We start from the raw sequence: 12,433 nt of genomic DNA on the forward strand, positions 1-12,433 counted from the left end.
GCTAGGAGCCATGAGTAACGAGAGGCAGCCCGCCGGAACCGACGCCGGCGGGCTGCCTCCGGCAGTTAAACCGGCCGGAGGGCGCCGCGGCCTGGCGGGGCTGGGCCTCAGCGTCGTCTGCGGCATCGTCGCGGCCGTCCTCGGCACGAGCCTGCACGGCCAGCTGCTCTACGTGGGCGGCATCGGCTATCCTTGGGGCGCGGTGGCCGCGCTGGTGTTCGCCTGGGCCCTGATGGTGTGGGCCGGGCTGAAGGCCCGCAACGTATTCATGGCCGGCGTGACCGGGTTTGTCGCCTACGTGCTGGTCGGGTTGATGGCCACCGGGATGGGCCGCGAGCCGCTGATTATCACCGCGACGTCGGCGCGGCCCGAACTTGCGGTGGCGCTGGCGGGGAAGATCTGGGTGCTCGGGCTGGCGCTGGCCACGGTGTTCGCCGTTGCCGTCTCCGCCTGGGCCCTGAAGCCGGACGGGCGGGATTAGGGTGCCGCTCAGTGCTGGCGCGCCGGCCGGCGCGGCGGGGGCGGGGGCACCTGGCGGGCCGCCACCACCTGTTCCAGCGGCACGGCCACCTCGCCCCGGCGCGTGAGGACCACGCAATCGGCGGGTCCGGCGCGCACCAGTTCCCCAAGGGCATCGGTGAAGCCTCCCTCGATCCGGTAGCGGATGACCACGCGGGTTCCCGGGGCCAGGGCGAGCAGGAACGGGACGGGTTTCACCCCTTTATGGTACGGAAGGTATGGTACGGAAGGCCCGGCGCACTGTTGGATAATGGTCATGGCGCCATGGGTGACGCAGAACCAGGCGCAAAATCATGAGGAAAGGTGCAGGTCCGTGACGTATGTAATCGCGCAGCCGTGCGTGGATGTAAAAGACAAGGCATGTATTGAAGAGTGTCCGGTTGATTGCATCTATGAGGGCGAACGTTCCCTCTACATTCATCCGGATGAGTGCGTAGACTGCGGTGCCTGCGAACCCGTCTGCCCGGTGGAGGCCATCTACTACGAGGACGATGTCCCGGAAGAATGGGCCGACTATTACAAGGCCAATGTTGAGTTCTTCGAAGACCTGGGCTCGCCCGGCGGCGCGGCCAAGCTCGGCAATACCGGCAAGGACCATCCGGTCATCGCCGTCCTGCCGCCGCAGAACCAGGCCTGAGCATGAAGCAGTTTGGCCTGCAGCTGCCGGACTATCCGTGGAACGCCATGCAGCCCTTTGCGGCGAAGGCAGCCCGGCACCCCGGCGGCGTGGTGAACCTGTCCATCGGCACGCCCGTGGATCCGACCCCGGAAATTGTCCAGGCCGCGCTGAAGGCGGCGGCGGATGCCCCCGGCTACCCGACCACGCACGGCACGCCTGCGGTCCGCGAGGCCATCGCCGGCTGGTACGCCCGCCGGCGCGGCGTTCCGGACCTGGATCCGGAGGCGATCATGCCCACCGTCGGTTCCAAGGAGCTGGTGGCCTGGCTGCCGTTGCTGCTGGGCTTGGGCGCCGGCGACGTCGTCGTCCGTCCGCGCGTTGCCTATCCGACGTATGACATCGGGGCGAGGCTGGCCGGAGCCGAGGCGGTAGCCGGGGACGACCTGGACGAGCTGGATCCGGCGGTGCGCGCCAAGGTCCGCCTGGTCTGGGTGAATTCACCGGGCAATCCCACCGGCAGCGTGCGGGACAAGAAGTCCATGGGCCGGATTGTGGAGCAGGCCCGGCAGTTGGGCGCCGTCGTGGCCTCGGACGAGTGTTACGCGGAACTGGGCTGGGGGCCGTGGGACCCGGCCCGGGGCGGGGAGACCGTGCCGAGCGTGCTGGACCCGGAGGTTGCCCAGGGAAGCCACGAGGGCCTGCTCTCCGTCTATTCGCTGAGCAAGCAGTCGAATTTGGCCGGCTACCGGGCGGCGTTCATTGCCGGCGACGGGGCGCTGATGCCCAATCTGGTGAACAGCCGCAAGCACGCCGGGATGATCGTGCCGGCCCCGGTCCAGGCCGCGACGGCCGCCGCGGTGGCGGACGATGCCCACGTGCAGGCGCAGAAGGACCTCTACCGCGGCCGGCGCGAACGTCTGCTGCCGGCACTGGAGAAGTTCGGCCTGCAGATCCACGACTCCGAGGCGGGGCTGTACCTGTGGGGCACCGCGGGGGAGGACACCTGGGCCACCGTGGACCGCTTCGCGCAGCAGGGGATCGTCGTCGGGCCCGGCGTGTTTTACGGGGAGCACGGCGAGGGCTTCGTCCGCGTCGCGCTGACCGGTACGGACGAGCGCATTGACGCCGCGGTGGAACGCCTGGGCTGATCCGTGCGGCGCCCGCTCCGGCCGCATAAATGACCGGTTAATGACTTGCCGATTAGATAACTTGGACGCGGTGCGGGTAGCGTTTTACCCGAGTGTGTACGGCTACGGCTCCGATCGGGCCGCGGCGTGCGCAGTTGGTTTCGAACACCTCCTGAAGGGGATTCAATGACTGAGCAAACCGGTGCCACCCTGCGCTATCCGGGTGGCGAGCTGGAACTCGCGCGGCTGAAGGCGGCCGAAGGCAACGACGGCTACGACGTTTCGCAGCTGCTGAAGAAGACCGGTGCCGTCACGTTCGACCCCGGGTTCATGAACACCGCGGCCACCGCTTCCGCGATCACCTACATCGACGGTGACGCCGGCGTGCTGCGCTACCGGGGCTACCCGATCGAGCAGCTGGCCGAGCATTCCACCTTCCTCGAGGTCTCGTACCTGCTGATCTACGGAAACCTGCCGACGCCGGCCGAACTGGAGGCCTTCGACCAGCGGATCCGCCGCCACACGCTGCTGCACGAGGAGCTCAAGGGCTTCTTCAACGGCTTCCCGCGGGACGCGCACCCGATGCCCGTGCTCTCCTCCGCGGTGAGCGCGCTGTCCACCTTCTACCAGGATTCGCTGGACCCGTTCGACGACGAACAGGTGGAGCTGTCCACCATCCGGCTGATGGCCAAGCTCCCGGTGATTGCCGCCTACGCGCACAAGAAGTCCATCGGCCAGGCGCTGCTGTACCCGGACAACTCGATGAACCTGGTGGAGAACTTCCTGCGCCTGAGCTTCGGCCTGCCGGCCGAGCCCTATGAGCTGGATCCGACGGTGGTCAAGGCCCTGGACCTGCTCCTGATCCTGCATGCGGACCACGAGCAGAACTGCTCCACCTCCACCGTGCGCCTGGTGGGCAGCTCCAACGCGAACATGTTCGCGTCCATCTCCGCCGGCATCAACGCGCTTTTCGGTCCCCTGCACGGCGGCGCCAACGAGGCCGTGCTGAACATGCTCCGCCAGATCCAGGCCACCGGCCAGACCCCCGAGCAGTTCATGGAGAAGGTCAAGAACAAGGAAGAGGGCGTGCGCCTGATGGGCTTCGGCCACCGGGTGTACAAGAACTACGATCCGCGTGCCCGCCTGGTCAAGTACACTGCCCACGAGATCCTGGGCAAGCTCGGCGGCAACGACGAACTGCTGGACATCGCCCTGCGCCTGGAGGAAAAGGCACTGGCCGACGACTACTTCATCGAGCGCAAGCTCTACCCGAACGTGGACTTCTACACCGGCCTGATCTACAAGGCCATGGGGTTCCCGGAGAAGATGTTCACGGTGCTCTTCGCGATCGGCCGCCTGCCCGGCTGGATCGCCCAGTGGCGCGAGATGATCAAGGACCCGCAGACCAAGATTGGCCGCCCGCGCCAGCTCTACGTCGGCGAGCACGAGCGCAACTACCCGGTCCGCTGACGCCGGAACGGCATCAGGACATGGAAAGGCCCCGGAGGAATCCGGGGCCTTTCGCTTCCCGCCCCCGGTCCGCTTGCCACGTCACGACCTTCCCGGCGGTGGAAACGCCGCGCTGTGGCAAGCCGGTAGGGGAAGGCGTGTCAGTCCGCGTAGCCGTTCGGGTTGTTCCTCTGCCAGCGCCAGTGGTCCGCGCACATGGCGTCCAGGTCGCGGGTAGCCATCCAGCCCAGGTCCGCCCGCGCCGCGGACGGGTCCGCCAAGCTGACGGCCGCGTCGCCGGGGCGGCGGTCGGTGAGTTCGTAGGGGATTTTCCGTCCGGCGGCCCGGCCGAAGGCCTCCAGCACCTCAAGCACTGAGGAACCCTTGCCGGTGCCCAGGTTCCAGCGGTGCACTCCCGGGTTGTCCGTGATGTAGCCAAGGGCGGCCAGATGCCCGGCGGCGAGGTCCACGACGTGGATGTAGTCGCGCACGCCTGTCCCGTCCGGGGTTGGGTAGTCGCTGCCAAAAACACGGACCTTCTCGCGCCGCCCCACGGCCACCTGGGCCACGAACGGCAGCAGGTTGTTCGGCACACCGGTCGGGTCTTCACCGATCCGGCCGGATTCATGTGCACCCACCGGATTGAAATAGCGCAGCAGCGCGATCCGCCAGCGCGCGTCCGAGGAACCCAGATCGGTGAGAATGTCCTCGATCTGCTCCTTGGTCCGCCCGTACGGGTTGGTTGCGTCCAGCGGCATGTCCTCGGTCAGCGGCATTTCCTCGCGTGCCCCGTAGACGGTGGCTGAGGAGCTGAAGACGATGTTGCGCACGTTGTGCGCCTCCATGGTGCGCAGCAGGTTCAGGGTGCCGCTGACATTGTTGTGGTAGTAGTTCAGCGGCTGGGTCACCGACTCGCCAACGGCCTTGAGTCCGGCGAAATGGATGACGGCCTCGGGGCGTTCGGCCTCGAAGACCTCGACGAGCCCGGCCTCGTCCAGCAGATCGACTTTGTCAAAGCGGGCGCTTCGGCCGGACAACTCCTGGACCCGGTGGAGCGATTCGGGGCTGGAATTGGACAGGTTATCTACGACGACGACGTCGTGCCCGGCTTCGAGCAAGGCGAGAGTGGTATGCGAGCCGATGTAGCCGGTTCCCCCGGTGACCAGTATTTTCATGTCTTCCAGCGTAGCCGCCGAGGGCCCCGCCGTGAGCGAAGCGAGGGGTGGGAGGCGGGCTGGGCGCTAACGGCAGGCGACGGACGGGGCACGGTGGCCGCCCCCGGGTCCAGGGTCTACAGTTGATCTATCACCGCACTGGCGCGAAAGGATTCCTGCCACTATGCATCAGACCGGCGGACCGGGGTGGCGGATAACCTCCGACACTTCCGGACAGATGCTTATCGCCTTGTATTTGAAGGACGTTGCCGGGCTGACAGGAGCCGGAACCCCCGCCTTGTGCGGCGCCAGGCCGGAGGTGCGCCGGGCGGATCCGCGCCAGCTTACTTCCCACGTGGGCGGGACACGGGCGCTGCGCACCGAATGGGAGCAGTGGTGGTCTCTGCTGCTGGCGGAAGACCGGCAGATCATGTCCGCCCTCGAGCCGCCGTCGTTCCCGGCCTTCGCGGACAGCCCGGCGCTCCAGAAGCTGCTGCAGGCGCACTTCGGCGCGGCGATCACCTGGGCGCGCGAGCGGATCAGCGACTATAACTTGCTGGCCCAGGAACGCGAGGCCAGCGGCCGGGACAAGCTCATCGACCGGCTGGTCCAGGACCGGGAGATGGAGCTGGGCCGCGGCGCCCGCAGCTTCGAGCTGAAGCTGATCGAGTTGCCGCTGTGTGAGGCGCGCGCCTGGTATGTGGAGCCGGACCGGGTGCTGCTGTCCCAGACGCTGCTCGACGACGAGCAGGACTTCCGCAGCTACATCCAGCCGATCATCGAGCTGCTGGTCTGAGCCGGTGCCGCTGCCGGCTCAGGGCTCGCCGGCCAGTGTGATCACTACGTTTCCGGTGTTTGGGCCGCCCGGCTCCCAGCCGCCGTCCCGCCGTGTCCAGCCCAGGCCCGCGTAGGCCACGGACTCGATCTGGAGCTCGTCGGCCGAGGCCACTGCCCACTGTGCCACTGCCCAGCCGGTGGCGCCGGCAGCCGCCACCGTCACGGTCCCGTCACGGGTAACCTGATCCAGCCCCGGATAGGACGCTGACAGGTGGGCCTGGACGGTGGCCGGGTCGCCGGCGGCGGTAGGCCGCTTGAGCACGCAGTCCAGCGCGGCGGGGGACTGTCCGGTCAGGGCGGACGCGAAGGCCCTGCCCTCGGCCTCATGGTCGGCATAGGCCGCGGGGTAGGCACTGCGCTGGACCCGCTGCGCGGCCTCGGTGACGGCCATCTGTTCATAGCCGTCCACCTTCTCCAATTCGGTGAAGAACCTGTTGGCTGCGTAGACCGGATCCATCACCTCCGCTTCGCTGCCCCAGCCTTGGGACGGGCGCTGCTGGAACAGCCCGCGCGAATCCAGCCCTGCCTTGTCCCCGTGGTCGAGATTGCGCAGCTTGGACTCCTGGATGGCTGTGGCCAGCGCAATGGAGGCGGCGCGCGGGGGCAGGCCGCGCTGGACGGAAATCCCCGCAATCAGTGCGGCGTTGGCTGCCTGGTCCGGCGCCAGGTCGAAGCTCTCGGCGCCGGCGACGGCGGTGCAGCGTTCCCGAACCAGCGTCTGGGACTCCTGGATGTACCGGACCGCCGCATAGGCGCCGCCACCGGCCAGCAGGAGGCACAGCGGCAGCGCGATCATGCCGCGCCGCCGCCGTGCCCGTACCACTGTGGAAATTGCTGCCGGTTAGTTGGCGTGCAGGGCTGCGTTCAGTTCGACGGTCTGGCCCTTGCGCGGCAGGACCTCGACGACGCCGGTGACCGAATTGCGGCGGAAGAGCAGGTTGGAAACGCCGGACAGCTCCGCAGCCTTGACCTGGCGGCTGTCCCCGCTCGCAGCGTCCACCAGGGACACCCGGGTACCTGCGGTGACGTAAAGCCCGGCCTCGACCACACAGTCGTCCCCGATGCTGATGCCCACGCCCGAGTTGGCACCGAGCAGCACCCGCTCGCCGATGGTGATGCGTTCCTTGCCCCCGCCGGAGAGGGTGCCCATGATCGAGGCGCCGCCGCCGACGTCGGAGCCGTCGGCCACGACGACGCCGGCGGAAATCCGGCCCTCGACCATCGAGGTGCCCAGCGTGCCGGCATTGAAGTTGACGAAACCTTCGTGCATGACGGTGGTGCCGGCGGCCAGGTGGGCGCCGAGCCGGACGCGGTCGGCGTCGGCAATGCGCACCCCGGACGGAATGACGTAGTCCACCATCCGCGGGAACTTGTCCACGCCGTAGACCGTGACCGGGCCGCGGCGGCGCAGCCGCAGGCGGGCGGCCTCGAAGTCCTCGGCGGCGCAGGGGCCGTGGTTGGTCCACACCACATTGGCCAGCAGGCCGAAAATGCCGTCCATGTTCAACGTGTTGGGGGCGGCGAGCCGGTGGGAGAGCAGGTGCAGGCGCAGGTAGGCATCAGCGGTGTCCGCCGGGGGCACGTCCAGGTCGATGCTGCGGCTGACCACCTCCAGCCGGGTGCCGCGTGCGGTGTCCTCGCCGTCGGCGGCAATGGCTGCCAGTTCGGCGTCGTCGTCGGGGGCGGCGGCGCTGCCGAGCATCGGACGCGGGTACCAAACGTCGAGGATGGTCCCGTTCGAGGCGACAGTGGCCAGGCCCGTGCCGTGGGCAGTGCGGATATTAGCGTCAGCGGTGGTGCTCTCAGTCATGGATTCCAGTCTAATGGCCGAGGGACCCGCCGCGAGCGAAGCGGGCAAGAGGGCGGCCAGGGGTCCCCGCACGCGGAGCGTGTGGGGGAGGCACGGGGAGGCCGGTAGGCGCTAGCGGGCGGGATGCCCCGGCGTGTCGACTTCGTCGCCACACCGGGACCCTCGCATCCCTCCCTTGCCGGGGACCCGCCGCGAGGGCAACGGTGGCACTGGGTACCCTAGGGGAGTGACTATTTCCCTGTCCGGCCTGGACCTGCATTCCGACGTCGCCGAGCTGACCGCGGCCCTGATCGATATCGAGAGCGTTTCCGGCCATGAGGCAGCCCTGGCCGATGCCATCGAGACAGCGCTGCGCGCCTTGGGCCATCTGACGGTGCTCCGGGACGGAGACGCAATCATTGCCCGGACCAACCTCGACCGGGCCGAGCGGGTGATCCTGGCCGGGCATCTGGACACGGTGCCGCTGCCGACGGCACCTGGTTCCCGGGGCACGGTGCCGTCCAGCTGGCAGGACGGGGTGCTGTACGGCCGGGGCGCCACGGACATGAAGGGCGGGGTTGCCGTGCAGCTGGCGCTGGCGGCCTCCCTGGCCGAGCCCACCCGGGACGTGACCTATGTCTTCTACGACCATGAGGAAGTCCAGGCTTCGCTCAGCGGCCTCGGCCGGCTGGTTCGCAACCACCGCGAGCTGCTGCGCGCGGACTTCGCCATCCTGCTGGAGCCGACGGACGGGACCGTGGAGGGCGGCTGCAACGGCACCCTCCGCCTGGAGGCGAGCACGGTGGGCAAGGCAGCCCACTCGGCCCGGGCCTGGATGGGGCAGAATGCCATCCACGCCGCGGCCGAGATCCTGGTCCGGCTGCGGGACCACGAGCCGGCCACGGTCACCGTGGACGGGCTGGATTACCGGGAAAGCCTGAACGCGGTGCGGATCCACGGCGGCACCGCCGGCAATGTGATTCCGGACCATGCCGTCGTCGAGATCAACTACCGCTTCGCGCCGGACAAGACCCCCGACGACGCCGAGGCCTACGTCCGCGAGCTGCTGGAGGGCTTCGCCGTTGTCCGTACCGACGCCGCCGCCGGGGCCCGGCCGGGGCTGGACCATCCGGCAGCGGCGGACTTCGTCCGCGCGGTGGGCGCGGCGCCGAAGCCCAAGTACGGCTGGACCGACGTCGCGCGCTTCAGCGAGCTGGGCATCCCTGCTGTGAACTTTGGTCCCGGCGACGCCCTGCTGGCCCACACGGACAACGAGCACGTCAGCGCGGAGGCCATTCGCACCTGCCTGGCCGCATTGCGGACCTGGCTGACCAGCTAGCAGCCGAGGGTCCCGCCGCGAGCGAAGCGAGTGGCGGGAGGCTGCGAAGCGCTAGCAGCCGAGGGTCCCGCCGCCAGCTAGCGCCGAGGGACCCGCCGTGAGCTTGCGAGCGGCGGGAAGGCGTGACGCGGCGAAGCGGGTGGCGGGAGGCGGCGAAGTGCTGACCGGGATCAGGTGCGCTCTGCGGCGGCGCCTTGGCCTGGCAGCAGGTTCGGAGTTGGCGAAGCCTGCGCGCTCCGGCCTGCGGTACGGGAGCCGAGGTAGCCGGAGAGGCGGTGCGCCAGCGAGGTCAGGGCGAAGTTGATCACAATGAAGATCAGGGCAGTGACCAGCAGCGCCGGAACCATGTTGCCCTCGGCCGAGCCAAGCCGCCGGCCCTCGTTGAGCAGCTCGACGTAGGTGATGATCGCGCCGAGCGCCGAATCCTTCAGGATCACCACGAACTGGCTCAGCAGCGCCGGCAGCATCGCCACGAGGGCCTGCGGGATCTCGATGTAGCGCAGCGACTGCTGGCGCGTCATCCCGATTGCAAGGGCCGCCTCGCGCTGGCCCTTGGGCAGCGAATGGACGCCGGAGCGGACCAGCTCCGCGATAACCGAGCCGTTGTAGAGGGTCAGCGCGGTGGCGACGGCGATGAACGGGACGTCCGCGGGCGGGACCATGCGCAGGTTGGACACGCCGATCCACAGGAAGATCATCATCAGCAGCACCGGGACCGCGCGGAAGAACTCGACGACGACGGAGCAGACAAAGCGGACCGGAGCCAGGTGGGACAAGCGTCCGATGCCGAAGACCAGACCGAAGATCACCGAGGTGATGACGGCGACCACGGCGGCCCTGAGCGTGGCCATCAGGCCCGGCAGCAGGAAGTTCAGCCACGTATCCGCCTGCAGGAACGGGTTCCACTTGTCGGCCGTCAGCTGGTCCTGTGCGGCGAAGCGCACCAGAACAAAGACCAGCACGGCCAGCAGGACCAGCACGCCGATGATGTTGGCGATGATGATCCTCCGCCTGGCCCGCGGACCCGGGGCGTCGAACAGTACGGACTGTATCCTCATCGGGCCACCGCCAGTTTCTTGGAAAGCCAGGTCGTGAGCAGGCCGACCGGGATCACGATGATGACGAACCCCATGGCGAAGATCAGGAAGATCCCCAGTGCCATGTCGCCGTTGAATTCGAGCATGTTCCGCATCAGCCCCGAGGTTTCCGCGACGGAGCCAGCGGTGGCCACCGTCGAATTCTTGATCAGGGCGATCAGCACGTTGCCCAGCGGTGCCACCGCCCCGCGCAGGGCCTGCGGCAGGATGATCAGCCACGCGGCGGGGAAGAAGCTCAGCCCGATGGCGCGGGCGGCTTCGGCCTGGCCCAGCGGCACCGTGTTGACGCCGCTGCGGATGGCTTCGCAGACAAACGCAGCGTGGTAGACGGTCAGGCCTACGACGGCCAACCGGAAGAAATTCAGGTTGAAGTTGTCACTGAGCTGGACCTGCAGCTGGCTGTAGAGCCCCAGGACGCCGAAGACGATGATGATGGTCAGCGGCGTGTTTCGGAATACGTTGACGTATGCCGCACCCACCCACTGGAAGCTGGGCACCGGCGAAATGCGCATCAGGGCCAGGATGGTGCCCAGGATGAAGGAGCCGATGGCAGCCCAGAAGGTCAGTTGGATGTTCGCCCAGAACGCGCCCAGGATGTCATAGTCCTGGAACAGCGAGAGGAAGCGATCCACGAGTCACCTCTTCCGGATCGGAAATTGGTCCGGCGGTGTCCGTCCGCCAATGCTGACGGACACCGCCGCCGTGCTGGTCAGGCGCAGGGAGCCGGAGTGGGCGGATTGAGCTTTGCATTGGGTTTGTAGCCGGTGCCTTTGGTGTTCGCATCCAGCGCTTTCTCCCAGGAACCGTCCTTGATCATCTTGGAGATCGCGTCATTGATGGCCTCGCACCGGTCGCTCCCCTTCGGGATGCCCACGCCGTAGTCCTCTTCGGAGAACGGCTTGCCGACCAGCTTGAACTTGCCTTGGTAGGCAGGCTGGGCCGCCAACCCGGCCAGGATGATGTCGTCCGTGGTCACCGCGTCGATCTGGCCGCCCTCCATGGCGGTGACGCATTCGGCATAGCCGGGCTGCTCCAGCAGGTTCACGCCCGAGGCGTACTCGTCCTTGACCCGCTGGGCCGACGTGGAGCCGGTCACCGAGCACAGGTTCTTGCCGTTCAGGCTTTTCGGGCCGGTGATGTCCGTGTTGTCCTTGGGCACCAGCAGGTCCTGGCCCGCGACGAAGTACGGCCCGGCGAAGTCCACCACCTTCTTGCGGGTGTCGGTGATGGAATAGGTGGCGAAGATCATGTCCACCTGGCCGTTCTGGAGCATGGTCTCGCGGTTGGCGGAGGGGGCGGAAACCCAATCGATCTTGTCCTCGGGATAGCCCAGTTCCTTGGCCACGTACTTGGCCACGTCCACGTCGAAACCGGTGTACTGGTCGCCGTTCTTGAATCCGAGGCCGGGCTGGTCGAACTTGATCCCAATGCGGATGGTGTCGCTGGTGCCACCGCCTCCCTGCGCGCTGCCGCCTTCGCCGCCGCCTCCGCCTCCGCAGGCCGACAGGGCCAGCGTGGCGGTAACGGCCATGGCAGCCAGGGCGATGCGGGGTTTTCGGATGCGGGGTTTTCGCATGTTTCCTCCTCGGGTGGTGGTTCCTCCGGTTGAAGAACCTGGGGTTGGTCTGGTTCGGGGAGCGGGCAGGCAGGTCCCTGCGTGGCGCGCTGGGGCCTGTCCCGCTCCCTAGTGCTCCAGGATCTTGCCAAGGAAGTCCTTGGCCCGATCGCTGCGCGGGCTGGTGAAGAACTCGTGCGGCGTGGCCTGCTCGACGATCTGGCCGTCCGCCATGAAGATGACACGGTCCGCGGCCTTGCGGGCAAAGCCCATTTCGTGGGTGATGACGATCATGGTCATACCCTCCCTGGCCAGTTCGATCATGGTGTCCAGCACCTCGTTGATCATTTCCGGGTCCAGTGCGGAAGTGGGCTCGTCAAAGAGCATGACCTTGGGCTTCATGGCCAGGGCGCGGGCGATGGCGACGCGCTGCTGCTGGCCGCCGGAGAGCTGGGCCGGCAGCTTTTGCGCCTGGTTGGCGACGCCGACGCGCTCCAGCAGGCCCATGGCCAGTTCCTTGGCCGCATCCGGTTTCATCTTTTTGACCTTGACCGGGCCAAGGGTGACGTTCTCCAGGATGGTCTTGTGGGCGAAGAGGTTGAAGGACTGGAAAACCATGCCTACGTCCGCCCGCAGGCCGGCCAGCTCTTTGCCCTCGGACGGCAGGCGCTTGCCGTCGATGAGGATTTCGCCGTCGTCGATGGTTTCCAGCCGGTTGATCGCCCGGCACAGGGTGGATTTGCCGGAGCCGGACGGCCCGATGACGACGACGACCTCCCCCTTGGACACCTCGAGGTTGATGTTCTGCAGCACATGGAGGGCGCCGAAGTGCTTGTTGACATTCTTCAGGGCCACCAGCGGGCGGACTGCCGGTTCAGTAGTCATGGACTGAATCTAGCGAGGACTGCACGCGGGCACCATACCCGGCATGCCCGGCAGGATGTAATC

At 67.6% G+C, this 12,433-nt stretch carries 14 protein-coding genes; 6 read left to right on the plus strand and 8 right to left on the minus strand.

The window, feature by feature from the left end:
• Positions 1 to 10: 10 nt before the first annotated feature.
• Positions 11 to 481 carry a hypothetical protein gene (locus tag ACFQ36_RS04385; RefSeq protein ID WP_377011001.1) on the plus strand — a complete coding sequence of 157 codons (471 nt, stop codon included), beginning with the start codon at positions 11 to 13 and terminating at the stop codon, positions 479 to 481.
• A gap of 8 nt (positions 482 to 489) precedes the next feature.
• Here ACFQ36_RS04385 and ACFQ36_RS04390 read toward each other — a convergent pair whose 3' ends face one another.
• Positions 490 to 717: a hypothetical protein gene (locus ACFQ36_RS04390; protein WP_377011003.1), complete on the minus strand. Its 228-nt coding sequence runs from the start codon at positions 715 to 717 to the stop codon at positions 490 to 492.
• A gap of 115 nt (positions 718 to 832) precedes the next feature.
• Here ACFQ36_RS04390 and fdxA point away from each other — a divergent pair, with 115 nt between their 5' ends.
• From fdxA to ACFQ36_RS04405, 3 genes are all read left to right on the plus strand, one after another.
• Complete coding sequence (gene fdxA, locus ACFQ36_RS04395) at positions 833 to 1,156, plus strand: ferredoxin (protein ID WP_377011005.1); 324 nt, start codon at positions 833 to 835, stop codon at positions 1,154 to 1,156.
• A 2-nt stretch (positions 1,157 to 1,158) separates the two neighbouring features.
• Positions 1,159 to 2,286, plus strand: a complete 1,128-nt coding sequence (gene dapC, locus ACFQ36_RS04400) for a succinyldiaminopimelate transaminase (RefSeq protein WP_377011007.1) — start codon at positions 1,159 to 1,161, stop codon at positions 2,284 to 2,286.
• Positions 2,287 to 2,451: 165 nt separating this feature from the next.
• The gene (locus ACFQ36_RS04405) at positions 2,452 to 3,735 is read left to right on the plus strand and encodes a citrate synthase (RefSeq protein WP_377011009.1); all 1,284 of its coding nucleotides are present in this window, start codon (positions 2,452 to 2,454) and stop codon (positions 3,733 to 3,735) included.
• Between the two features lie 140 nt (positions 3,736 to 3,875).
• On the opposite strand, the gene galE is transcribed toward ACFQ36_RS04405, so the two are convergent.
• Positions 3,876 to 4,889, minus strand: coding sequence for a UDP-glucose 4-epimerase GalE (galE, locus tag ACFQ36_RS04410; protein WP_377011011.1), 1,014 nt, complete (start codon positions 4,887 to 4,889; stop codon positions 3,876 to 3,878).
• A gap of 163 nt (positions 4,890 to 5,052) precedes the next feature.
• Between galE and ACFQ36_RS04415 the strand changes: the two genes are divergently transcribed.
• Complete coding sequence (locus tag ACFQ36_RS04415) at positions 5,053 to 5,664, plus strand: hypothetical protein (protein ID WP_377011013.1); 612 nt, start codon at positions 5,053 to 5,055, stop codon at positions 5,662 to 5,664.
• An 18-nt stretch (positions 5,665 to 5,682) separates the two neighbouring features.
• Here ACFQ36_RS04415 and ACFQ36_RS04420 read toward each other — a convergent pair whose 3' ends face one another.
• Positions 5,683 to 6,528: a hypothetical protein gene (locus ACFQ36_RS04420; protein WP_377011015.1), complete on the minus strand. Its 846-nt coding sequence runs from the start codon at positions 6,526 to 6,528 to the stop codon at positions 5,683 to 5,685.
• 18 nt (positions 6,529 to 6,546) lie between these two features.
• Complete coding sequence (dapD, locus tag ACFQ36_RS04425; protein WP_377011017.1) at positions 6,547 to 7,515, minus strand: 2,3,4,5-tetrahydropyridine-2,6-dicarboxylate N-succinyltransferase; 969 nt, start codon at positions 7,513 to 7,515, stop codon at positions 6,547 to 6,549.
• A gap of 226 nt (positions 7,516 to 7,741) precedes the next feature.
• Between dapD and dapE the strand changes: the two genes are divergently transcribed.
• The gene (gene dapE, locus ACFQ36_RS04430; RefSeq protein ID WP_377011019.1) at positions 7,742 to 8,833 is read left to right on the plus strand and encodes a succinyl-diaminopimelate desuccinylase; all 1,092 of its coding nucleotides are present in this window, start codon (positions 7,742 to 7,744) and stop codon (positions 8,831 to 8,833) included.
• A gap of 170 nt (positions 8,834 to 9,003) precedes the next feature.
• Here dapE and ACFQ36_RS04435 read toward each other — a convergent pair whose 3' ends face one another.
• From ACFQ36_RS04435 to ACFQ36_RS04450, 4 genes are all read right to left on the minus strand, one after another.
• The gene (locus ACFQ36_RS04435) at positions 9,004 to 9,891 is read right to left on the minus strand and encodes an amino acid ABC transporter permease (protein WP_377011021.1); all 888 of its coding nucleotides are present in this window, start codon (positions 9,889 to 9,891) and stop codon (positions 9,004 to 9,006) included.
• A complete protein-coding gene (locus ACFQ36_RS04440) occupies positions 9,888 to 10,562 on the minus strand; it encodes an amino acid ABC transporter permease (RefSeq protein ID WP_377011023.1) in 675 nt (224 codons plus the stop codon). Before ACFQ36_RS04440 ends, ACFQ36_RS04435 begins: the two co-directional genes overlap by 4 nt.
• 77 nt (positions 10,563 to 10,639) lie before the next feature.
• A complete protein-coding gene (locus tag ACFQ36_RS04445) occupies positions 10,640 to 11,491 on the minus strand; it encodes a glutamate ABC transporter substrate-binding protein (protein WP_377011058.1) in 852 nt (283 codons plus the stop codon).
• 123 nt (positions 11,492 to 11,614) lie between these two features.
• A complete protein-coding gene (locus ACFQ36_RS04450; protein WP_377011025.1) occupies positions 11,615 to 12,370 on the minus strand; it encodes an amino acid ABC transporter ATP-binding protein in 756 nt (251 codons plus the stop codon).
• Positions 12,371 to 12,433: the final 63 nt, after the last annotated feature.

The sequence above is a fragment of the Arthrobacter sp. GCM10027362 genome (assembly GCF_042679445.1).
GTDB lineage: Bacteria > Actinomycetota > Actinomycetes > Actinomycetales > Micrococcaceae > Crystallibacter.